The sequence below is a fragment of the Pectobacterium atrosepticum genome (assembly GCA_019056595.1).
GTDB lineage: Bacteria > Pseudomonadota > Gammaproteobacteria > Enterobacterales > Enterobacteriaceae > Pectobacterium > Pectobacterium atrosepticum.
The window spans coordinates 1,265,722-1,289,178 of the sequence record CP036163.1; the positions used below are offsets into that span (position 1 = coordinate 1,265,722).

At 51.7% G+C, this 23,457-nt stretch carries 20 protein-coding genes and 1 tRNA gene; 4 read left to right on the forward strand and 17 right to left on the reverse strand.

Annotation, left to right across the window (positions count from 1 at the left end; genetic code table 11):
• Positions 1–29 precede the first annotated feature (29 nt).
• The 14 genes from DCX48_06390 to DCX48_06455 all read right to left on the reverse strand — a co-directional run bounded on the left by DCX48_06390 (position 30) and on the right by DCX48_06455 (position 15,054).
• Positions 30–776, reverse strand: a complete 747-nt coding sequence (locus DCX48_06390; GenBank protein QXE14170.1) for a type II secretion system protein N — start codon at positions 774–776, stop codon at positions 30–32.
• Positions 766–1,260: a type II secretion system protein M gene (locus DCX48_06395; GenBank protein QXE14171.1), complete on the reverse strand. Its 495-nt coding sequence runs from the start codon at positions 1,258–1,260 to the stop codon at positions 766–768. Before DCX48_06395 ends, DCX48_06390 begins: the two co-directional genes overlap by 11 nt.
• Positions 1,257–2,534, reverse strand: coding sequence for a type II secretion system protein GspL (gene gspL, locus DCX48_06400; GenBank protein QXE14172.1), 1,278 nt, complete (start codon positions 2,532–2,534; stop codon positions 1,257–1,259). The genes DCX48_06395 and gspL overlap by 4 nt, the downstream gene beginning before the upstream one ends.
• A complete protein-coding gene (locus DCX48_06405; protein QXE14173.1) occupies positions 2,531–3,517 on the reverse strand; it encodes a general secretion pathway protein GspK in 987 nt (328 codons plus the stop codon). Before DCX48_06405 ends, gspL begins: the two co-directional genes overlap by 4 nt.
• Positions 3,514–4,113 (reverse strand): type II secretion system protein GspJ, encoded by a 600-nt coding sequence (gene gspJ, locus DCX48_06410; protein QXE14174.1) that lies wholly within the window; start codon positions 4,111–4,113, stop codon positions 3,514–3,516. The genes DCX48_06405 and gspJ overlap by 4 nt, the downstream gene beginning before the upstream one ends.
• A 50-nt stretch (positions 4,114–4,163) precedes the next feature.
• Positions 4,164–4,529 carry a type II secretion system protein GspI gene (gene gspI, locus DCX48_06415; protein ID QXE14175.1) on the reverse strand — a complete coding sequence of 122 codons (366 nt, stop codon included), beginning with the start codon at positions 4,527–4,529 and terminating at the stop codon, positions 4,164–4,166.
• Positions 4,526–5,092, reverse strand: coding sequence for a type II secretion system protein GspH (gene gspH, locus DCX48_06420; GenBank protein QXE14176.1), 567 nt, complete (start codon positions 5,090–5,092; stop codon positions 4,526–4,528). The genes gspI and gspH overlap by 4 nt, the downstream gene beginning before the upstream one ends.
• A 74-nt stretch (positions 5,093–5,166) precedes the next feature.
• Complete coding sequence (gene gspG, locus DCX48_06425; GenBank protein ID QXE14177.1) at positions 5,167–5,607, reverse strand: type II secretion system protein GspG; 441 nt, start codon at positions 5,605–5,607, stop codon at positions 5,167–5,169.
• A 67-nt stretch (positions 5,608–5,674) separates the two neighbouring features.
• Complete coding sequence (gene gspF / locus DCX48_06430) at positions 5,675–6,901, reverse strand: type II secretion system protein GspF (GenBank protein QXE14178.1); 1,227 nt, start codon at positions 6,899–6,901, stop codon at positions 5,675–5,677.
• Position 6,902: 1 nt separating this feature from the next.
• Positions 6,903–8,399 carry a type II secretion system protein GspE gene (gene gspE / locus DCX48_06435; protein ID QXE14179.1) on the reverse strand — a complete coding sequence of 499 codons (1,497 nt, stop codon included), beginning with the start codon at positions 8,397–8,399 and terminating at the stop codon, positions 6,903–6,905.
• Positions 8,396–10,450 (reverse strand): type II secretion system protein GspD, encoded by a 2,055-nt coding sequence (gene gspD, locus DCX48_06440; GenBank protein QXE14180.1) that lies wholly within the window; start codon positions 10,448–10,450, stop codon positions 8,396–8,398. The genes gspE and gspD overlap by 4 nt, the downstream gene beginning before the upstream one ends.
• Complete coding sequence (gene gspC / locus DCX48_06445) at positions 10,437–11,300, reverse strand: type II secretion system protein GspC (protein QXE14181.1); 864 nt, start codon at positions 11,298–11,300, stop codon at positions 10,437–10,439. Before gspC ends, gspD begins: the two co-directional genes overlap by 14 nt.
• A gap of 50 nt (positions 11,301–11,350) precedes the next feature.
• The gene (locus DCX48_06450) at positions 11,351–13,330 is read right to left on the reverse strand and encodes a glycoside hydrolase family 28 protein (protein QXE14182.1); all 1,980 of its coding nucleotides are present in this window, start codon (positions 13,328–13,330) and stop codon (positions 11,351–11,353) included.
• Between the two features lie 155 nt (positions 13,331–13,485).
• Complete coding sequence (locus tag DCX48_06455; GenBank protein QXE14183.1) at positions 13,486–15,054, reverse strand: pectate lyase; 1,569 nt, start codon at positions 15,052–15,054, stop codon at positions 13,486–13,488.
• A gap of 718 nt (positions 15,055–15,772) precedes the next feature.
• Between DCX48_06455 and DCX48_06460 the strand changes: the two genes are divergently transcribed.
• Positions 15,773–16,348 (forward strand): general secretion pathway protein, encoded by a 576-nt coding sequence (locus tag DCX48_06460; GenBank protein ID QXE14184.1) that lies wholly within the window; start codon positions 15,773–15,775, stop codon positions 16,346–16,348.
• On the opposite strand, the gene DCX48_06465 is transcribed toward DCX48_06460, so the two are convergent.
• Both DCX48_06465 and DCX48_06470 read right to left on the reverse strand, forming a co-directional pair.
• Positions 16,345–16,758 (reverse strand): lipoprotein, PulS/OutS family, encoded by a 414-nt coding sequence (locus DCX48_06465; protein QXE14185.1) that lies wholly within the window; start codon positions 16,756–16,758, stop codon positions 16,345–16,347. The two genes, DCX48_06460 and DCX48_06465, sit on opposite strands and share 4 nt — an antisense overlap.
• Positions 16,759–16,866: 108 nt before the next feature.
• Positions 16,867–18,108: an alanine transaminase gene (locus DCX48_06470; protein ID QXE14186.1), complete on the reverse strand. Its 1,242-nt coding sequence runs from the start codon at positions 18,106–18,108 to the stop codon at positions 16,867–16,869.
• Positions 18,109–18,473: 365 nt separating this feature from the next.
• On the opposite strand from DCX48_06470, the gene DCX48_06475 reads away from it, so the two are divergent.
• Together DCX48_06475 and DCX48_06480 are read left to right on the forward strand one after the other, a co-directional pair.
• Entirely contained in the window at positions 18,474–19,454 is a 981-nt protein-coding gene (locus tag DCX48_06475) for an L-Ala-D/L-Glu epimerase (GenBank protein QXE14187.1), read from the forward strand.
• A gap of 42 nt (positions 19,455–19,496) precedes the next feature.
• Positions 19,497–20,357, forward strand: a complete 861-nt coding sequence (locus tag DCX48_06480; GenBank protein ID QXE14188.1) for a D-amino-acid transaminase — start codon at positions 19,497–19,499, stop codon at positions 20,355–20,357.
• 80 nt (positions 20,358–20,437) lie between these two features.
• Here DCX48_06480 and DCX48_06485 read toward each other — a convergent pair whose 3' ends face one another.
• On the reverse strand, positions 20,438–22,885 hold the full coding sequence (locus DCX48_06485; GenBank protein QXE14189.1) for a mechanosensitive ion channel family protein: 2,448 nt from the start codon (positions 22,883–22,885) through the stop codon (positions 20,438–20,440).
• 397 nt (positions 22,886–23,282) lie between these two features.
• On the opposite strand from DCX48_06485, the gene DCX48_06490 reads away from it, so the two are divergent.
• Positions 23,283–23,359 (forward strand) — tRNA-Arg (locus DCX48_06490).
• The last annotated feature ends 98 nt before the right edge of the window (positions 23,360–23,457 follow it).

Genomic DNA, 23,457 nt, shown 5'->3' on the forward strand with positions numbered 1-23,457 from the left:
TACGATCGACTACGCAACGATGATCCCTGTTACAACAAACGCCCCTGAAAATTCAGCGTTCTGGCTCCCTGCTCGTCCACTTTACCGGTAGTCGCCAGCAGTTTTTTCATGGTCGCCGGTAAATCATTCCCGCTGCTAAGCCGCCCCGTAAAACGATATTCACCTTTCGGCGTAACGCTACCTTTGCCAGACAGCTGTAGATGAGAGGAAACCTGCCGCAGGCTCGCTTCTAGCGCCCCTTGCTCGCAACGCAACGTGGCCTGAGGCGTCGCCAACACCAGCCCACCCAGTGGGGTTTTCACTCGTGCATCTGGCCAAATGACGTTAGCATCCAGCGACTGACAGCCTGAACGATCGACCGTCGCCTCTTGCAGATTTAGCTGCACATTTCCTTCCGCCCCAATGGGCACAATAAAACGCAACTGGCTGAATAAATAGCCAGCCGGAACAGAAAGCCGCCATTGATAAAACTGCGGCTGCTGCCAGCCGCGAATAATGCCTTTACCTTCAATGCCTTCCGGGTTTTTAAACGCAATCTCGAGCGCGGGCATAAAACCTGAAAAGGTGATTTTCCAGTGCACATCGTCCAACGTTAACGTGCGCCAGCTAAACCGTTGCAGGTTCCCCTGCCATAGCGTTCCAGTGGCCTGCGCGATCGCCATTCCGGCGGGCAGCGGCATCGCAGTGAGCAAACGGGCAGGTGCATAACACGTCAGGAACAGCCCATAGGCCAGAACCAGAGCGACACCTGCGCCGATGCCGGATTTAAGCTTCATCCGCCCGTTCCAACATAAGCCGAGTGACATCCACCATTCCCGGGCTTTGCTCGACGGCATTCACATCCAGCGACACGACACGCACGCCGTTTTGCCGTTCCAGTTCGCTCAGCCAGCGAAGCAGACTATTAAAATCACTCTTGGCTAGCGTTACCGATGCCTGATTGCCCTGCGGCTGCAAACGTACGACGGTCAGCCCATAACGCTTGGTGCTTTGCGAGATCAAAATCGGCAGACTGGTTTCTCTCTGACTGTTTTCCCCCTGCGCCTGATTTCCCTGCGGAATCGAGGAGGCCTGCTTCTGCATCCAACTGACAGTCTGTTGCTCGCGGGAAATCGTACGCTCCCACTGATCTTCCCGCAGTTGCCACGGCTGAAAAATAGCGTAATACACCAGACAGAGCAGAAGCACCGCCGCGCACATCACCATAAGCTGACGTTCACGCTGACTCATTGTCTGCCAGCGTTGCCGTAATTCATTCATTGCTGGCTCCTTAATGTTAAGCGACCTTCAACCCGATCGTTTTCCTGCCGCATCTCCCCCGCCTGAACTTGATAATAGGCGGCAGCCTGCTGCTGAAATTGCTCTAGCTCCTGATACGACGTGCCCTGCAACGCCAGCCGGAATTCACCAGCAGCACCGTCGTAAGACAGCGACTGAATTTTGATAGCGCTATTCTGCGTCATCAGTTGCTGCAAGGGATTTAATTGCTCCAGCAGCCCTTTCCCTGAGCCCCCAGCAGCCGTACGTTGCAGGTGCTGCTGCATCTGCGCACGCGGGTTAACGACATTGCTCTCGGAAGGGAAAATTTGCCGATAGACACGCACGCTTTCCTGTCGCCAATGCTCAGCCTGTTGATAAAGCTGATAGTGCGCCCAACCCGCATCCGCCACGACCAACAGAAGGTAACAGGCAAAAGCTATCCCAACGCCACGCCATGGCAGCAGAGTGTTTTGCCAAGCTTTCTCCGGCGCATAATCGCCTTGCCGTAGATCGACAGAGGCGGGTAACTGCGCCGTTGCAGCCAGTGTGAAAAGATCCGTTTCCGGCTGTGCTTTCCACTCGCCCTCCTCCTGCCATTCGTACTGCGACAGCTCACCGCCAACCGATACGCCGCTGTAGCTGTATATCGCAGGCAACGGCATAGACGCCTTCAGCAGATCGCCACACCAGGACGATTCCGCCGCCATGGCATGGCCGGTCGGCTGGCGAAACAGCCACATATCGTCATGCTGTAACGCGCTCCAGCCATCCTGATGTTTCGGCAATACGCAGGCGTCAGGCAATAAAGCATCAACGCTGAGCCCCAGCGCATCACACTGCGCCAGCCAGCGCTGCATCCGTTTTTTTTCCACCACTGCGACCGTGCCATCATCGCCGTGAATGTCCAACACGGCAAAATGCAGTTTTTCAATTTCTGTAGCCAACTGATCTTCCAGCATAAACGGCACGATTTGAGTCAACTGACGCCGCGCCTGTCGGGGCAACGTCAGGGCATAAAACGTCACGTCAGTTGCCGGTACTAGTACGCGGGTAAACGTCACGGACGGATAGGCCGCCAACACCGGACGAACCAGTTCTACGCTACCACGCCCCTGACTCAGTAAATTCTCCCCATTGGATGAACGAACCTGCCATTCGATCTCTCCCTGCTCTTCTACCGGAAGACGAACAATGAGGCACGGATGTCGAACAACCGTTCCTCGATTTAATGGGGTTTTTGCGGTTTTTCGCTTCCATTTTCCCGCTATTTTCATGGATTCACCGTCCTATATCCTCCATATTGCCGCTGTACAACCTGTATCTTTTGTCCACTCAGATGAAGCAAGCTGCGTTGATGAAAATCACTGTCACCGACGCGCACCTGGAGTTTTACAAAGAACCATTCACTTTTTACTGCCAGCACCCGCTGCGCCGTATTTTTACTATTCGGGGGCAATGCCCCTGTTTGTTGCAGAACCTCAATACTTGCCCATCCCATACGTGGGCGTTGCTGCACCAGCGCTTTTGCCTGCGACATCGTCATTTCATTCAGGAACACGGCGGATAACAACGGAGCATCAAATTCGGTCAACGTATTGATATTAATGGACATCGCATCCACTGGTAGCGCACAGACATAGGGTAATAATCGGCGATAGAGATCGCTGTCCATGCCATAAACGGCTCGTAATTCGCTGATTTCACTCATTCTTTGATTGGCAGTACGATAAGGCACTGGCAACGTGGCATAGACCTCGTCTTCTGCACCGTTCGCCGATGGATAGTTATCTGCGTCAATCCAGTCTCGCACCGCCGCAGTAATTTTTTCTGCACGATCCGCATCCTCACCCAGGTTTTTCAATAGCAAACGGAAAACCTGTGCCGGATAAGGCGTTTTCACCAGCGTGCTTTCGTTATCCACGCCTTGATTGATCGCATTCAGATTAAAGCAGGTGCGCGCATCGCTAATCTGGCCGATGATTTCCCCGCCGTCCACGGGGAAACGGTGCCCCGGCTGCGACCAGTTCTGTCCGGCAAACGTGCGCCCCGGCATATTCCGCGCATCGCGCAGTAATATCTGACCACTCAGCGTCTCCGCCCCTAATGCATACCATTTCGCCTGCTGGCGGCTCAGGTGATTCTCGGTGCGCATAAACGCTTTACCCGTGCGCTCTGTAATCACCGCAGCAATGGTCACCATTAATGCCAGAATCAAGAGCACCACCAGCAGCGCAACACCGCGCTGACGCGACCTCATTTAACCGGTCCGGTGGTAATCAAGAACATACGCGACATTTCTCCGTAATCCCTTAAGGTCAGCACCACTTCAATCCCTTGTGGCAATTGCGTCGTGTTATCCCAGCGATCGCGCCAGGTTTTATTGCTGAAAAAGCGCAGGCGGAAACCGTCAACCTGTGTGAGAAGCGGTTTTACGCCAGGATCGAGTCCCTCAATCGGGTCAGGCACCGAGTGGGTTAACCGTTCCAGAGTGTGTTCCCGCAGCCGATAGGCCACAGGCTGAAGTTCAGAACGCGGCAATATGCCAAACGGATTCTGCCAGCCATTACGCATAAAGCTGACGCCCCAGTCATCACTTTTTACCTGATCGCGACCGGCGTAAAATATCGAGGTGCTTCCTCTACTGCCGCGTGCAATCATCTGAGAAAAATCGCTGTCCATTTGTGAGAAAGCGCGCTGTATTTCAGCAAGACGATCTGCTTTGCGCTGTGAGATTTCATCATTACGCATCACGCCGTTCAGCACTTGAAACGCGCTGAGGCTCAGCGCCGCAAAAATAGCGATCGCCAGAATCATTTCCAGCAGCGTAAAACCCTGCTGACGTTTCTGTCGCATGGTCTCTCGCCCCTGTCTTGTTTGGCTACACATCCTTGTTTTACTGCGCATTATTGTTTCACCACATAGGTGCGTAACGAGGCATCGGCAGCAAGGGCATCCTTATTACGTCGCACTTCCACATCCAGCGCTTTAGTCTGAGGATCACCGGTCTCTACGCCCTGCCAGCGCCAATTCCAGCGCACGCCAGCAAATTTCGTTTCGCCTTTCACCCACGATGCTTCAGGCCAGCGCTGCTCAAGCCGCAGTTGAACCTGCTGATTTTCCGCCACCCAGCCTGCGAACGTCTTCTCTTCCAGCCGGCTCAAGCTGCTTGCTTGTCTGGCTGTCGTTTGCAAAACGGCAATGCCAGCCAGTGCAAAAACGCTCAGCGCAGCCAGTACTTCCACCAGCGTCATCCCTTTCTGTCGCTTCATCGTTTCTTACCCTGACTCATCGACGTCACAAACCGTCCGTTGGCATCGACCTGAAGCCAATTCGAAAGCGCTTTGTTTTCAGACTTAAAGGCCAGACGGAAAGGCGTGATTTCACCACCGGGCAAAATTAGGATATCGGGATCGTCGCCGCTCTGCGTTTTATCCACTTTTTTCCCATCGGCCTGCAATAGTTCAAGCCGCAATGCATCGGGCAGCGTCGCCGATGCGCTCACCCGATACGGTTGCCACGGCTGCCACTTGTAACCCTGCCAGCGGTCGTTGTCTGGGATCGGTGTCCCTTCCGTTGTAGCAGGTCGCTGGAGTTGATAAAACTGCCAGCGATCGGGATAAATGCGCACACCCAGCATATATTCGTTAACCTGACTGTTTTCAGCAGCAAATTCCAACTGCGCCTGAAAACGTGCCAACTGCCAGGCGCTGTCATTCTGACGTTGGGGAGGAAACGCCATGACCACCATGCTAGCCGCGATGCCAGCCAGTAACACAACCAGCATCATTTCCAGCAGGGTGAATCCCTGCTGCTTCCTCGTTGACCGCTTCATTGCGCTTCTGCCGTCCTTTTCCCACCGCCATCGATGACATTCATCTATAAAAACAGACGTGCTGCCGCATGCTTTTATTTTTTATCAAGATTCCAGTTGCCGATGTCATCTTCTGTTCCCGGCATCCCGTCTGGCCCAAGGGAGAAGATATCCAATTTACCGTGCTGGCCCGGGTTCAGCAGTTGGTAGTCAGTGCCCCACGGATCCTGCGGCAGGCGGCGAATATAGCCATCGGCTGGATAGTTACGCGGTTCTGGCTGTACCGTCGGCTTCGTGACCAGCGCTTTCAGCCCCTGTTCGGTGGACGGATATCGGTTGTTATCCAGCTTGTACATATCGAGTGCGCTTTCCAGAGACACAATATCGCTGACGGCTTTTTGCTTATCCGCCTTTTCCTTATTCCCCATCAGATTGGGCACCACCAGGCTCGCCAATACGCCGAGAATGACGATCACCACCATAATTTCCAACAGAGTAAAACCACGCTGACTATAACCACGTTGACGTTGCTGCATCCTTACTTTTCCTCGTTCAATTGTTGGTTCTCTTACCGAACTCATTGTTGCTACAAGCTCATTGACCTTATGAACTCATTAACGTATTCAGTTGTAGAATCGGTTGTAAAATCGCCAATACGATAAACAGGACGACTGCCGCCATGCTGACAACTAGCAGCGGTTCAAATAACCCCAGCGCCAGCGTCATGTGCGAACTGAATTCACGATCCTGATTATCTGCCGCCCGTTCCAACATGCTGTCCAGCTCGCCGCTGCGTTCACCGCTGGCGATCATATGGCGCATCATCGGGGGAAAGAGCGCCGTCTGTTCCAGCGCTTTGTGTAGGCTAACGCCCTCTCGTACCGCATCCGTTGCCATCGCGAGACGATAGCGGGCATAGTCATTGCTCATCACATCACCGCTAATGCGCATCGCCTGCAACAACGGCACCGCACTGGCATTGAGAATACTGAGTGTTCGCGCGTAGCGTGCCGTATTCAGACCACGAGCTATACGGCCGATCAGCGGTAAATGCAGTATGCGTCGATGAAAACTGACGCGCCGCTTCTCCTGCCGCAGCATCACCCTGAGCGCCATAAATCCGGCCAGCAATGCCAACAGGAACCATGGCCCAAACGTGCGCACTGCATCACTCATCCCCATCAAAACCCGGGTAGAGAGCGGCAGCGCCTGCTTCATATGAATAAATTGCTCGACAACTTTCGGCACCACGACAGACAGCAAAATGCTGACCACAGCAATCGCGACCACGGTTAGCACGCACGGGTAGATCATCGCCTGCTGTATGCGGCTACGCATCTGTTGGCGCTGCTCAGTGTAGTCTGCCAGCCGATTCAACACGGCATCAAGATGACCTGATGTCTCACCTGCGGCGACCATTGCGCAGTACAGCCGTTCAAAGCTGCTGGGAAAGCATTTCATGGCATCAGCCAGCGAATGACCTTCCATGACCTTGCTGCGCACCGCCGCCATCAACTGACTCAGATGCGGTTTTTCGCTCTGTTTTGCAACCGCATCCAGTGCTTCTTCCAACGGCAACGATGCCGCTACCAGCGTCGCTAACTGGCGAGTCAATAGCGCCAAATCTGAGGTACTGATACGAATTTTACGCCGTAGAGAAAATCCTGTAGAACCCGACTTCTGCTGATCGCCTCGGCTTTCATCAACCGACAGCGGCACCAGTCCGCGCTCCCGCAATAACTGACGCGCCTGTCTGGCAGAGTCTGCCTCCTGACTGCCACGGCATTTTTTCCCCTGCGCATCCAGCGCCTGATACTGGTACTGTGCCATGTCATTCCTCTTTGGTTACGCGGATCACTTCTTCCCAGGTCGTAAGCCCTGCCAGTACTTTCTCCAAGCCGTCCTGACGGATGGTGGCGCGTTTCTCTCCTAAAATCCGCGCTATCGCCATTTCACCGTCACTGCGGTGAATTGCGGCACGGACATCGTCATTGATCAGCACCAGCTCATGAATACCGATACGCCCCCGGTAGCCGGTAAAGCTACACTGCGGACAGCCAACGGGGTTATGCAACAGCGTATCAGGCACAATCCCCATCTGTTTCGCCTGAACCGGATCGACCGGCTGTGGCTGGCTACAGTCAGAGCATAGCGTCCTGACCAGACGCTGCGCGAGTACACCCAACAGGGAAGTTGACAGTAGGAAAGGCTCTACGCCCATATCCTGTAAACGAGACAGCGCGCCCAGCGCACTATTGGTGTGCAGTGTGGATAACACGAGGTGGCCAGTCAGCGATGCCTGAACGGCAATCTGCGCCGTTTCACCATCACGAACTTCCCCCACCAGCACGACGTCCGGGTCCTGACGCAGAATGGCACGTAGCCCACGGGCAAACGTCATATCCACCTTGGTATTCACCTGCGTTTGTCCGATGCCTTCCAGTTCATACTCGATGGGATCTTCCACCGTCATGATGTTACGTTCCGAGGCATTCAGGCGACTGAGTGCTGCGTAAAGCGTGGTACTTTTCCCCGACCCTGTCGGGCCAGTGACCAGAATAATCCCGTGCGGACGGTGGATCAGGCTGTCCAACAGTTGTCGATTACGTTCCGACATGCCTAACAGTTCAAGATCAAGCTTAACGCTGTTTTTATCCAACAAACGCAGCACGACGCGCTCACCGTAGTTCGACGGCAATGTGGACACGCGCACGTCAATCGCCCGTCCCCCCACCCGCAGCGCCATGCGCCCATCTTGCGGGATACGCTTTTCCGCAATATCCAGCTTAGCCATGACTTTGATACGCGATACCAGCAGCGAAGCCAGCTTACGCTGTGGACGCAAGATCTCACGTAATACACCGTCAACCCGGAAGCGGATCAGCAAATAGCGCTCATAGGTTTCGATATGAATATCCGACGCCTTATTCTTAATCGCCTCGGTCAACATGGCGTTGATGAGGCGGATAATCGGTGCGTCGTCATCGGCATCGAGCAGATCATCGCTGTCTGGCAGTTCTTCCACCAGCGTATAGAAGTCCATCTCGTTGCCGATGTCCTCCATCATACGGCGCGCCTCTTCCGAGTCGCGCTGATAGCTAATGACCAATTGCCGCTCAAACTCTTCTTCCGTGACTCGCTCAACCCTGAGCGAACAGCCCGCAACCCGACGCGCTTCCAGCAAAGCGGCTGACGGCGTCTGCGCGACACAAATCGTCCGAAGGCTCGCGTCATTTTCCCCCTGCAACAGCAGAATTTGCTGCGATCGTGCATAGGCGAAAGGCAATATGGGGCGTAATTCTATAATCTGAGAGGCAACGTCACTCATTTCCCGCCCGCCGGATAGAACGCCACAATAGAGGACTGGACCTGACGGAACGTATAAGCGTTCCCACCCTCTGGCAGGCGCAGCAAATCGTTATCCAGAAGCCCGCCATCACCGCTATTTACGTTTCTCTGTTTCTGTTCTTCATTGCTGAATGAGTGATATTTACTGGCAGAGGCACTCTGATATTGGCTACGATCGCGGATAATAGAAGGACGGATAAACAACATCAGGTTACGCTTTTTCGTTTCCTGACTGTTTGAACGGAACAAATGCCCCAGAATCGGAATATCGCCCAAGAAAGGCACTTTACTGGCGGACTCATTCGTACTTTTATCCAGCAAGCCCCCCACTACGACGGTTTCGCCGCTGCTGACCAGCACCGCGTTATTGACGGTACGTGTGTTGAATGTTGCCCCAAGATTGGTGCTGCTGCTGGAGGCAGCATCAGCCACGCTGGAGACTTCCTGCTCGATTTCCAGCAGAACGGAGTCGCCTTCGTTGATTTGCGGTTTCACCTTCAGTTTGATACCGACCGTTTTACGTTCAACCGTTTGGAAAACGTTGTCACCGGATGTCGTCTGTGAACCCGCTAATACAGGCACTTCCTGACCAACGTTAAACGTCGCTTCCATATTGTCCAGCGTCACAATACTCGGCGTTGCCAGAATATCGTTCTTGCTGTTGCTGGAGAGTGCCGTCATCAGCATGCTCCAGTTGCCCTGATAGAAACCGGCGGCAATCCCGTTGAAGCTGCCCAGTGCACTCGTCGCAGCCGTGCCAAGCGTTCCATCACGCCGAAACTGGTCCGCTCCCGCCATCATTGTCGTGATCGGTAACCCCGTATTCGTGAACTGTGTCACCCCAGCATTTTTATTCGCCCATTGAACGCCCAGGTTCATCCCATCGGCATCTTGCACTTCCGCGATGATCGCTTCGACCAATACCTGCGGACGACGGATATCCAGCTGTGCAATCACCTGTTCCAGATCGCGCATGATGTCAGGTGCCGCATTCACAATCAGCGAGTTGGTTTGTTCGTGTGCCTTAATCGAAATGTCTTTGCGCAGCGCGGGCAACGCATTTTGTTGGTCGGTTTGGATACTGTCGCCTACTCCCGTGAGCACTTCAACCAGATCGGTGGCCTTGGCGTATTTGAGATAGATGACTTTGGTATTGCCCTGTACCGCCTGCTGGCGATCGAGCTGCTTGATCATATCGATAACGCGCTGGCGTGAATTCGGCTCTCCGCGCACCAGCACCGAGTTGGTTCTTTCGTCGGCCACCACATTGGCGGTCAACATACCCGGCAAGGCAGATTTCTCATCCATCTTGTTCAGTTCATTCACCATCTTCACCACTTCCAGCGAAGAGGCATAAGACAGCGGAATGCTCGTCACATTCCGATCGCCGGTCTTATCAACCCGTTCCACAATCGTCATCAGCCGCTTGATCACACCCGCGCGGCCGGTCATCAACAGCACGTTCGAGGGTTCGTAATGCACCACGCTCCCAGCCCCCGCGTTGTCGTTCAACTGGCGCAGCAGAGGTGCCAAATCGCGAGCCGCCACGTTGTTGACTGGCACGACGCGCGTGACGACTTCATCACCGATACCCGGCTGCTCATCACTCGCCAACGGCATGGATGTCGATTTCGCATCCTTCGAGCGAATAATTTTCAGGACATTGTTATCCATCGGAATAACCGTGAATCCATAGACATCCAACACGCTCAGGAAGAACTGGTAATACTGATCTTCGTTCATCATGTCATAGCTGCGTACGGTAATTGTTCCGCTGACCGATGGATCGATAATCACCGTCTTATTCAGATTCTTACTGACGGTATTGATAAACTCCTGAATATCCGTGCCCTTAAAACTGGCTGAGAATTCGGCACTCCACGCCAATGATGACGCCATCAACAAAATACTACCACCGAGCAACAACATGCTCTTGCGGCGTGTATTACCAAGCCATTGGTTTTTATATTTCGAAAAAACCTGACGCTTAAAAAATCCCTGTCCCTTGCTAAACAAATTAGTGGTCTCCATCCAATGCCAGATATATATCCTGCTGTTGACCATCACGCTCGACGGTCAAATTAAATTTGCTCATCCCTGCCAGTTGCGCCATCGCCTGCTGAGCCTGATCCGCATCGCGTAAATCCATGCCGTTTAATGAAACGGCGAGATCGTTGTCCTGCAAGCCTGCGCGGTAGAAAAGATCGGGATTTTTGCCGGGGTTTAACTGATATCCTTTCAGTACTTCTTCTTCCGTGACGGGAGAAATGGTGAGGTAGTCCTGCGCCGTGAAGGGATCTTTTTGTATCTTCTCTTTCGCCTGACTAAAGGCACCAGAAGACGGCGGTGCGTCGGCAGTGCTTTCCTCCTGATACAAATGCAGCGCCTCATAGCGCCCTTGATACTGGAGCACGACACGATCGGCAGAGATAGTCACAATTTTAGCTTCATAGCCCGGCACAGCATCGCCGACGTTGCGGCTATATTGCTGACTATCTTTAGCGATAATGGCAATCGAACGTTTGGCGTCTTCACTCGCTAGCACGCCAGTCAGACTGATATTTAACGATGACAGAGGAATATCCCCGGATAATGCGGCGTCGTTAACAGCGGACGCATCCGCATCGGGAGCATGACCGAACAAGGTAAAAACACCCGACGTTGTGGGCTTTTCTTTCGCCTGGGCAGGCGTGACCGACACGCCAATAATGCGTGAGTCTTCAGGTAGGAGAAAGCGCCAGGTCAGCACGGCCAACTGCTGACAAATCAGCAGCAAAATCAGCCCCAATACAATACGTCGAATCAGAGGAGCTGGCAGTGACCGAAAAGTAGCGACCAGCGAATTAAAAGACGGTTCTTTGAAAGCTTGCAATCGTGCCATAGGTAATCATCCATAATACTCCCCACGCCCAGCGGCGTGGGGAAAATGCCTTATTCCGTTGCGGCTTCCCGGGTGATGGTTTCATCACCGCTGGTCGTCAGCGCGGCATCATTATTTACACGGTCTTCGAGCCTGATATTTTCAATATGACCGAAATTCCAGGCTCCCGGTACATTCTCAAAAATGACATTTTTAAATTCACTGCTCTTCAGGAACGTGATGTCCGTGGCTTTTACATTTTTGAATTTTACATTCTCAAAATGCAAGCCTTGGTGATAAGCATCACGTTCAAAGGAGAACTTATACGCATCAGCCATTTCAGCCACGGTCATCCCGTCGACCATGATGCTGTTTTTCTTCGGTGAACCATCAACCGTGACGTTAGAAACGGTCACATCACGGAACTGCGCGGGTTCTGCCGCTGGCTGGGTATCGTTCACGTCCGCTTTATATTTGATAGTGAACACGAACGGCTCGTTGACAATATCACGCATCGCGTTATTACGGAATACCACGTCACGCGAGCCGCCACCATAATAAGGTCGGCTCTTCATGCGTAAGCCAACATCCGTCTTATTCATTACGTTATCTTCAGCAACGATTTTTTCAATCCAGGCACCGGTGTGGCTACCCGTTACCACCGCACCATGACCACGGCGGAAGTAGTTATTGAAGATCCAGGCACCGCTCTGTGCTTTTTGCCCCAGCGTCGCCACCTCGGCACCGTATCCCGCGGCAAAGTTTACGCTGTCATCACCCGTATCAAAAAAGTTATTAAATACCATGACGTTCTGGCTGTTTCCGAATTCAATGCCATCCGCGTTGTTTGCATCATATGTCGTGTGAACCAACGCATTCATCGCCACATTTTCAGATTCTAGCACCATCACGCCGTGGTATGCCGGGTTCAGAATTGTCAGCCCTTCCAGATACATATTGCTTACACCGCGCAACGTCATCAGGCTGGAGCGGCGGTTTTTGTACGCTTCATCCAGTAATATTCCTTCAGCAACGGCTTTTGCCGTTTGGTCTTTTGCCAGAATACCGTCACTGCTGACATTGGTGGCTTTGCTCGCACGATAGAGAGGTAAGGTATTATTTAATTCATCAATTTCAGTAATGTTTGCATCACCGGCTTTAATGCCTCGCGTCCAGCCATTACCATCAATCGTGCCCTGCCCGACGATACGAATATTTTTAAAGGTGCCAGCATGGCTGCTACCCTGATCGTCCGCTTCCAGTACGTTAATCAGCGACGGTGGGCGCTTAGGCAATTTAGGTGCACTGTACGGGTAGAGATAGTAGCCACGGGCAAGTGGGTAATCGTCACCGTTTGCTGACCCCAGCAACGTAGTGCCTTTCGCGACTTCAAACGTCATATCGCTATGCAGGAACAGCGCACCAGTTTTAAACGTCCCACCTTCAACTACAACTTTACAGCCTTTCGGATACGCGGCTGGCGTACAGTCATCAATCGCCTTCTGAATCGCCACCGTATCGTTTGCTACCCCATCCCCTTTAGCACCGTAGTTAGTCACGTTCAATGAGGCTGGCGTGGCCGTTGTTTTCTGCACAACCGCGTCACTATCAACGGATTCTTTACCGTCTTCATAAAGCGCGCGCACCGTGAAACGGTACTCTGTTTCCGGCGACAGGTTAGCCACCTTGAAATTATGGAAGCTGACGCGGACGTGCCAGTTGGTGGTATCAATCGCGTTGTAGAAGTTATCGATATAAGGCTTCGCTGGCGAGTGGGTGTTCTGGTTATCAATGGTTCCGCCCAACAAGGTTCCATTCATATAGACACGATAATCTTTAATGCCTGCGGCAGGTTTAGTCGGTTTCTCCCAGGCAAGTACCACGCTATTGTCATCATAGGCGAGCGTCGGCACTTTAAGATTCTGCGGCGCGGCGGAACGATCGACACCAACATCCGGCGCTGAGTCGCTATCGCTGCATCCGGCAATCAGGCTGCTCAGAACGACTGTCGCACAGAGCGTAAGACGAGTACGGGGTAAAAAGTAAGTCATAGTATTTCCTGTATTTTTACTATTATTTTTCCCGATATCTCTCACTCGGCGGCAGATTCATTACCGCAAAATGATTGGTATTGGGCAGAGGGGTTACAGATAACTATTTCAATAAAAATAATGTGTTAATGACGATAATGTATTAATGACGATAACTAGGGGAGAGAAATATCCAGCTTTCCAGAGCCAGCATTTTCCAGGACATATTTCTCAACGGCGGCGATGGATTTCCCAACGCTATACACATAAGGCGGGCTCCATTCCAATTCATTGGTGCAAGTCTCCAGCGCCCATCCCGGCACCGCTTTCCCAGAGCTTGTCGCAGCGGCTTTCTCGGTTTCTTGCAGTGCGCTGCACTTATCCAATGCGATTTGATTCAAATTGCTTGCCGGATTGCCATTGAACCAGGAACCGTTGTCTTTAAACTTACTTCCCTTATAAGCACCAATAATCAGTTTTTCGTCTGCATTGCCGCCCTCGAAGTTAAAAACGTTACTCTCAGAAAGAATCGATGAATCGAAGCCCATCCCAATGGCATACAGAATGGGATAGTTTGTATCCGTTGCGCCACGATGATAGTTATTCAGCAAATGCACCTGACCAAAACGCACACGCGGTGAACGCTGCACGCTGTTGTCCCATAAATTGCCTTCAAAGGTGATCCGATATTCCCCTTTATCGCCGTCACCAGAGCCGATTAATACTGTTTTGTCATGCTGAGCAAAAATGTTGTAGGAAATCGTCAGGTAATCAGCACCATCTTCTATATCCAGCAGGCCATCGTGGCGTTGGATATGTTTACCGAACAGCACCGGCTCTAAATGATCAGGATATTCACCATCCGTAAAGGTGCAGTGGTCGACCCAGACATTTTTGCTGGCATTAATTGATACAGAATCATAACGCGCATTCCAGTTGCCTTTCTCACCGTCGCCCGCATCCCAAGCTGGGGCAAAGTCACGCGGTGCCTGAAACGTAATATTGCGGATAATGATGTTGCTGTTATCCGTTTTGCCGAACGTGTGGCTTAACGTATTGAGGGATAAATAGCCTTCCACCAGTTTGGCGTCGCTACCTACACCTAAAATCGTGGTATTCGGCGGAACCTGAAATTGAATCTGCGCTTTCTGATTGTTAGCATACTGTGAACGCTGACCATTCTGTTTTTTCAACAGGCTAAGCTCTGCACTGGCTGCTGCCGCATCAGCTCCACCCGCATCTGCCGTGGCTTTCAGCTGCGCCATATAATTCTGATCGAAGGCTTTGACATATAAATCGAAATCGAACGTAGTTTTATTCGGTTTGGTTTTATAATCCTCCGCATTCGCATTACGTCCATTCCCTAAATCATCACCACGGACAGTACCTTGCCAATAGATAATCTTAGGTTCTAATTTTGCCTGTAACTCCGCATCGGAATCGCCTGCGATATAACGTGCGCTGCGGATATTATTTAACGCGTCTTTCAATTCCTGACGATTGGTGACGATATAAATGCTATTTTCATGTGCGCCCTCACCTCCCGTCGTTGCGTAAAACTTACCATCCGTGTTCTGATATTGTGCAGCCCAACCAAACGGGGTGGTTTTCACCTGCAAATCTGGCGGCGCCGTTTCTGCCACTGGCTGCTGACTATTGTCACACCCAGAAAGTATTATCCCTGAAAGGGCAATAGCTACCGCACAGGTGCGTAAGCGACCAGTCCCAATAACCGTTCTAAACATTTTATCCCTCAGTATTTTTTAATTATTAAAATAGAAAAATAAATCCGCACAAAATCCTGCGATATTAATCGCATTCTTTAAAATTGCTTTTATTCGTAATTTAGCGGCAGATTGACACATCCCTTATAGATAAAAAAGTAGCGTAATACCTGTAGTAAAAACCACATAATAATGCTACCGATTTAACACTCAAGATGCTTAATTAAATTCTTATGATTCGCCCCTCGTTTATTGACTACCAAATCACCAAAAAGAAACGTTATACCTACAATGGTAAAACGTGGTTTCATTAAAGCAAATTCGCACATTTTTTTTGCGACCCGCATCAAGATTCCATCCGTGATTATTATGATTACAATAGTTTTTAATCAAATTGGAGGAACTGTCACATAACCGAGAGATTCAGTTTTCTGCCGCTTCCTATTTTTTGCAAAATAAGGCATGTAGCACCATCCTACTCACCCGACTTTCGTTTATGATGTGATGCTACACGACCTAAGTACCCCCTAAATAATTCGAGTTGCAGGAAGGCGGCGACGCAGTGAATCCCCAGGAGCTTACATCAGTAAGTGACTGGGGTGAGCGAGGACAAATCGGCATAGCCGATTTGAACGCCGTAAGCGGCGGCCCTTCAGGGTGAGGCTCATAGATGAGCCGAGTATTGCCAACACACATGCAGCTTGAAGTATGACGGGGATAAATAATTAAGGATTAGCGCGTGGATAACGCACCGGACGCACCGACACACTCACAGCCAGCGCTACTTGCCAGATATCCGATGCCCGGTTATCTGATGGTTGTTTATGCTTTGCTTTTTATCGCGCTAGGCTGGTTCAGCCACCAGCGCTGGGGTAGCCCCACCGAGTCTCCGACGACCACGTTGGCCGTTCAAGCCGCCACCTTACCTGCGGCTGAGGGACAAGCGCAGACAGCACTCACGGCTACGCCTCACCAAGGAGAGGCTCATGTCGATGCGCCTGCTGCATCCCTTGAGAAAAAGACCACGCTGTCGTTACCTCCCGTCAGCAATGGCGAGATTCCACCATTGACCTACAGCGCACATGTTTATACGTCGGACGAAGCCAAGCGCAGCATCACGCTCAACGGCCTGCAATTCCGTGAAGGCGACTCGCCGATGGAAGGGCTAACCATAGAACAAATCCAGCAGGATATGACCATTTTCAGCGTAGAGGGCGAGGTGTTTATTCTGGAAGCACTGGAGGATTGGCCGGGCGGAAAATTCAACGAGAATGAACGTTCCGCCGACAACGAAAGTGGAAGCGCGACGCCTTAGCCGTGGCTGCGCATAGCATCAATAAACGGCGTCAGCGTACGGTTAAATTCCGAACACTGCGCCTCTTTTGGCGTGCTGTCTTTTAATAACCCTTGATACAGGCTTTCGCTGCGCTGCGGTAAAGCCTGATAGTTCGCAACATTCCAGCCTCTTTGCTTCGCCACAGTCAACGCAACATTGGCAATCGTCGCATCATCGGGGAGATCGCTACGGTTACACTTCGATTTGAGATATCGGGTAGCCGCAACCAGCGACGACAGCTGGTTCAGTTGATCGTTAGAAGAGACCGTTACCGCAGAAGACTGACCTGCCACCGTTCCTTTGTGGGCAGACGTTCCTGTTTGTTGGCACCCGGCCAGCGTGACGCAAAGCAGCGTTAACGCAGAAAATTTAGACAGAGATAACGACATGACAAACTCATCCTGATTGAGATTAACGGTAGGCATTCTAGCAAATGATAAGCCGCTGTCACGGCATGTTTATGTTGCTCCCAGTCAGGCGACTGGGAGCCGAGGATATCAGGCAGCAGGGCCCTTTCCTGCTAAGGGTTTCGTGGTCGGTAAGATACCGTCAGCGCGGAACATCGTTTTAATGCCGCGCACCGCCTGCCGAATACGATCCTGATTTTCGATTAAGGCAAACCGAACATGGGTGTCGCCATAATCCCCAAACCCAATACCGGGCGAGACGCAAACCTTCGCTTCAGACAGCAACCGCTTGGCGAACTCCAGCGACCCCAGATGCGCATAGGCGTCAGGGATTTTCGCCCAGACGTACATTGAGGCTTTCGGTTCATCAACCATCCAATCCGCTTCATGCAGACCACGTACCAAAACGTTACGGCGCTGGCGATATTGCTCGGCAATATCCCGCACACATTGCTGATCGCCTTCCAACGCAGCAATCGCAGCAACCTGCAACGGCGTAAACGTGCCGTAATCGTGGTAGCTCTTAATTCGCGCCAGCGCGTTTACCAGCTCTGGATTTCCGACCATAAAGCCAATGCGCCAACCCGCCATGTTATAGCTTTTCGACAGCGTGAAGAATTCCACCGCGATGTCCTTTGCGCCGGGAACCTGCATAATCGACGGTGCCTTCCAGCCGTCATACACAATATCGGCATAGGCCAAATCATGGATGACCAACACGCCGTACTGTTTAGCCAACTCAACGACGCGCTCAAAGAAATCCAGTTCGACGCACTGCGCCGTCGGGTTTGACGGGAAACCGAGAATCATCATTTTCGGCTTCGGAATACTCTCGCGGATAGCGCGCTCTAATTCATTGAAGAAGTCGACGCCTTCCACTAGCGGCACGGAACGCACCTGCGCCCCGGCAATCACCGCGCCATAAATGTGAATCGGATAACTGGGGTTCGGCACCAGCACCGTATCACCATGGTCCAACGTCGCCAGCATCAGATGCGCCAGCCCTTCTTTGGAACCAATCGTGACGATCGCTTCACTTTCCGGATCGATATCAACCTCATAGCGATCGGCGTACCAGCGGGAGATCGCACGGCGTAAGCGTGGGATCCCTCGGGAGGTCGAGTAACCATGGGTATCTTCACGCTGTGCAACTGTACAGAGCTTTTCCACGATATGAGGAGGCGTCGGGCCGTCAGGGTTACCCATGCTGAAATCAATAATATCTTCGCCGCGACGACGCGCAGCCATTTTTAATTCAGCAGTGATATTAAATACATACGGGGGAAGACGATCGATGCGCGTAAAACGGCGCGGAGAAGTAGAATCAGCCATAACATCCTCAAATTAACGTGAGCGCCCGGACCGTCCGAGCGACGCAGTGCCTGTAAAAAGCACTCTACTCAACATCATTCAAATCGCAGACAGGCAGTTTCGTTGACCACCAGGGTACATGCGATCTGAAGTATGGTGAGTCGTTCCAAGCTATCTCAGATAATTCGCTCTGTCGATACCCGCTCATAAATTTTCTCAGCCAGGAATTACACCTCATTTATTTCTTACTCACATCGCGAAAAATGAAGAATACGCGCAGGAAGAAGCATTACACTTTAGCATCAGATCGGCCCTGTCAAATGAGGCACTTACGGTGCTGGGGCACAATAGGGTTAATTCGAGATGGTTTATTCAAGAGCAAACTTATGATCGAGATGCGATATTTCACCGAAAGTTGGCCAATAGAGGGAGCATTTACCATTTCACGCGGCAGCAAACGTCAGGCGGATGTCGTTTTCGTTGCGCTCCAGTCCGGTAACGTGACGGGCTATGGCGAATGCGTTCCTTATTCACGTTACGGTGAATCACTCGACAGAGTAATGGAACAGATTGCCTCACTGCACAGCGATATCCGTAACGGTCTGGATCGGGAGGCGCTACAAACCATTTTGCCAGCAGGCGCGGCGCGTAATGCGATCGATTGCGCATTCTGGGATCTGGAGTGCAAGCAGCATCAGCAACGCATTTGGCAGCGTCTGAATCTTCCTTCGCCAACAGCGTTGGAGACGGCCTATACGCTATCGCTCGATACACCAGACCGCATGCACCACGCTGCGATACACAATGCCAATCGCCCTCTTCTCAAATTAAAGCTAGCAGACGCAGACGATCTGGCCAGAGTTGCCGCCGTTCGCAAAGGCGCACCATTGGCCCGCCTGATTGTGGACGCTAATGAAGGATGGGATACCGAGCGCTATCTAACTCTGGTTCCTGAACTCGCCGCGCTTGGCGTAACGATGATCGAGCAACCTTTCCCTGCGGGGAAAGATGATGTGCTGGCAGATCTGCCCCGCCCGATTCCCGTCTGTGCCGATGAGTCCTGTCATGACAGTCAGTCACTGACCGCCCTAGTGGCGCGCTATGACATGATCAACATCAAGCTGGATAAAACGGGTGGACTGACTGAAGCCCTGCGTTTACGACAATACGCGCAAGCGCAAGGTTTAAAAATTATGGTCGGCTGCATGGTGAGCACATCGCTTTCGATGGCACCCGCATTTGTCGTGGCTCAAGGTGCCGACGTCGTCGATTTGGATGGCCCACTGCTCTTGCAGCGCGATCGCACTAACGGACTGCACTATAACGGTAGCGAAATATTACCGCCCGACGCATTATTGTGGGGATAACGCGCGTTAACCTGCATTGAGCAACTATTAAGGAGTGTTGTGATGCAACGTCTTGTTTACGTTGATGGACAGTATTTAGAAGAGAATGAAGCAAAAATTTCTGTATTTGATCGTGGTTTCTTGTTTGCCGACGCCGTCTATGAAGTGACGGCGGTAATCGATGGCAAGCTGGTTGATTTCCCCGATCATATTACTCGCCTGCAACGCTCCTGCCGCGAGTTATCGCTTACGTTGCCCGTCACCGCAGAGGCGCTCAAAGATATCCACAATGAGCTGATCAACAAAAACGATCTGAAAGAAGGCGCGATCTATTTACAGCTTAGCCGTGGTAATGCCGGCGATCGTGATTTCTATTTCCCTTCTGCTGACGTTAAATCCACGCTAGTTTTATTCACTCAGGCGCGTTCGCTGGTCGGTAACCCGAAAGCAACAACAGGGCTACACGTTGTCACCACCGAGGATATCCGCTGGCATCGTCGGGATATTAAAACCGTCAGCCTGCTCGCCGCGAGTCTGGCGAAAGAGTATGCCCATGCGAATAAGGCAGACGACGCCTTCTTTGTCCAAGATGGCTTCATTACCGAAGGCAGTTCCTGCAACTGCTACATCGTCCTGCATGACAATACGGTTGTGACCCGCCCACTCAGCAACGATATTCTGCACGGTATTACCCGTCAGTCGCTGCTCAAGCTGGCAGAAAAGGACGGTATTACGCTGGAAGAGCGCTGTTTTACGCCGGAAGAGGCGTATCACGCCAAAGAGATTTTTGTCAGTTCAGCCACCATGATCGTCCTCCCCGTCGTGATGCTGGATGGAAAAACGATCGGCGACGGCAAGCCCGGCCAGATTACTCAGCGGCTACGTGAAATCTATCTCGATATGATTAACCAGCAGGGAAAATAGCCGCGATTCACACCCTGTGAGCACGGCTTCGATGTCCATCCGTTATCCGTTCAATATCGGATAACGGATGGCTGAGTAAATTATTTATCCTCGCCCGAAATGCTGTCAGGCAGAGCAAGCCCTGAATTTTCCAGCACCATCTTCTGCGGTACGGCCAGTGGAATGTTTGATGCCCGTAGCCGTTTGATGATCTCAAACAACAGGTCGCTCTTCGCTTCCGATACCATTCTCGGGCTGCTGACATAGCCCGTAACGCTCAACACCATGCCAGTCGGGTTCAACTGACTGAATTTCACTGACGGTGCAGGTGACTCCAGAATCGCATCGTGGTTGATGTAAGCATCCAGCAAAAGTGTCCGAACTTCTTCAGGATCGATATCCAGCGGGAACGTTAGTGCCAGCGTGGCAACCCCAAACGGATTCCCCATCGTAATATTGCGCACATTCTGTGAAATGAATTGAGAGTTCGGCACGATTACCGTCGAGCGGTCACCCAGTTGAATTTCCGTCGCACGCACGTTAATCCGACGGATATCTCCTTCGACCCCGCTGATACTGACCGAGTCCCCGACTTTCACCGGGCGTTCCGTCAACAAAATCAGGCCAGAGATAAAGTTCTTCACTATCTCCTGTAAGCCAAAACCGATACCCACCGACAACGCACTGACAATCCACGCCAGCTTGTTCCATTCAATCCCCAATGTCGCCAACGTCAGCAGAATAATCAGGATATAACCGATATTGCTGAATAGCGTCACCAGCGACGCACGGATTCCTCGCTCTAGCGTCGTCTTAGGAAGAAACTCATCTTCCAGCCAGCGTTTTGAGGAGCGTAAGACATAAACCCCTACCACCAGAAAGAGTACGGCATTGACCAGATGGGCAGGCACGATGCTCAAGGTTTCCAGCCCTTTCCCTCCCCAGATTTCAACAGCTTTTTGCACCAACTCCAGAGGAGTAGTAGTGCCAAACGTGCCATTAAGTAAGGCGACGGCTGCCATCAAAATCAAAAAGACTTTACCACCAGCCGACAGAAGCAATGTGGCCTGAGCCAGATGCCGATCGTCCAAATTGAGCGAATTTTTCATTCGCTTGCCGCTGGCATTGTTGGGAGAAAAAAGACTTTCGCAGATATCGGTAATAAATGTTGAGAATAAATACAGGCAGGAGAACACCATGCCAATCCACACCAGCTCGAACGCAAGGAAGCGGCCTAGAGAGATATAACCGATAACCAGCGACACCAGAATAGAGAACGCCGTCGCCAATACCGCAAGATGAATAACGCCAGATAACGTCGAGCGCGCTTCCGGCTGTTCCCCTGAATGCACCATCTGCCGACGAATCTGATCGCTTTTCAGCGTGATCGTCCCCGCTGTAAACGCTAAGAACAGTGCAGATAAGCCATTCACCATAATGGTTGCCGCGACCGATGTCCCCACCGTCGCCGTCACTTGTTCAATAAAACCGAAGATCAGAATAATTCCAGCAGCAACCACAGGAAACGGCTTCATGGCTTTTGCTACAGGATTAGCAATCGCGGGCAAACGCCATGAAGGGCGCTGATTCGAAAGAAATGCTCGCCCCAACCCAGCGATCATTGAACAAAAAATTGCCTGCCTCACTAGCGCATCAAGGAAGGACACTACGCGTTCTGTCGCCTCGCCATGACGCGTGAAAGTAAAGTCGATCAAATTCACTGCAATACCGATCGTTACCACGGTTGAGATAACTGACGCCGTGGCTAAAAAGCTCCGCCGCAGCCGCCCTTCCGGTAGCCAGTGAATTCCCGCCCAGGCCAGATATTTCTCCAGATACCGACGCCCTGCCGAACTCATAGCCATTGCAATCAGAATCAGGAAAGCAGAGCCGTAACGCCAATCTGGCTCCCAGGCTGCCGTAAAGGCATCACTTAATTGATCCTGAAAGGCACTCAGACGACGTACATCCTCGGCCTGCGGTGCTACAACAGGAGCCCAGAAACGCCCGCCCAGAATGCTGCCGGAATTCAAGGCCAGTTGCGTTTTCAGCGCACTACGACGCAGCGTAACAATCTGCGCAGACAGATTAGCCGCACTGGTACGTAAAGCCTGAATCTGCTCAATCTGCGCGTCCATTTTTGCTTTTTGCGCATTCAGGCTGTTGCGCTTGCGCGTCACTTCACTGGTTTCACTAATACTGGAACCGGATTCTGGCGCGGGCCCTAATACATCCAATTGAGCCTGAATTTGAGCACGCTGCGGTGCAACCGCATTAGAAAGCTCGTTGGCGTTATTCGCCAATTCCTGCGTTGTGTCATTCAACGCACCAAATTTGCTGTCGTTATTTGTGCCTGAAACCTGCTGCTTGATGCTATCTAACTGCTTTTGCAGCTTGATCAACTCAGCATCAACATTAATTTTTACTGGCGCATCGGTCTGCGCGGGCTGTGGATCAGAATCCGCACTCGCCGCCGATGCATATCCAACAGGCAGCATCAACATCGCCAGCAGACAAACGCGCAAGAATGCGGATGAAAGAATGTTCATAAATCAAAAGGTTCCAAAGTTCGACAAAATAGCGGATTCACAAATAGCCGAGCAACAAGCCTCGCGAGTGAAAGCAGCCCACACTCATCCAAAGCCCAACGAATGCGGGCATAGTGTACCAATAGCGCAGGGTGCAGAATATGCCTGTTCATAACTTGAAAAGAATTACTGAACGCGTCCAGCAGATAAGACTGAAACTATCATTACAATGTCTAATTCATGTGGACGACGCTCGCAATTGTGCAAAAAAACCACACCAGAAAAAGCAACATCCACCAAAGTTGTACAGGGATTCACCGTATAGCGTAAATCCAGCGCCAACCCGTTGACTCACTGGGACGTGTGGGTATAATCCAGCCCACTGTTGCGACAAGCAGCAGCCACTTCTTTGCGCAATGCGCCCTTAGCTCAGTTGGATAGAGCAACGGCCTTCTAAGCCGTAGGTCACAGGTTCGAGCCCTGTAGGGCGTACCATTTCGAAGTAAATAGACGTCAACCGACGTCTTTTTTTATTCCTTAAATTCAGTGAGTTAGCTATAAATTCGCTATTTTCAGTCAACCAGACTCTACCG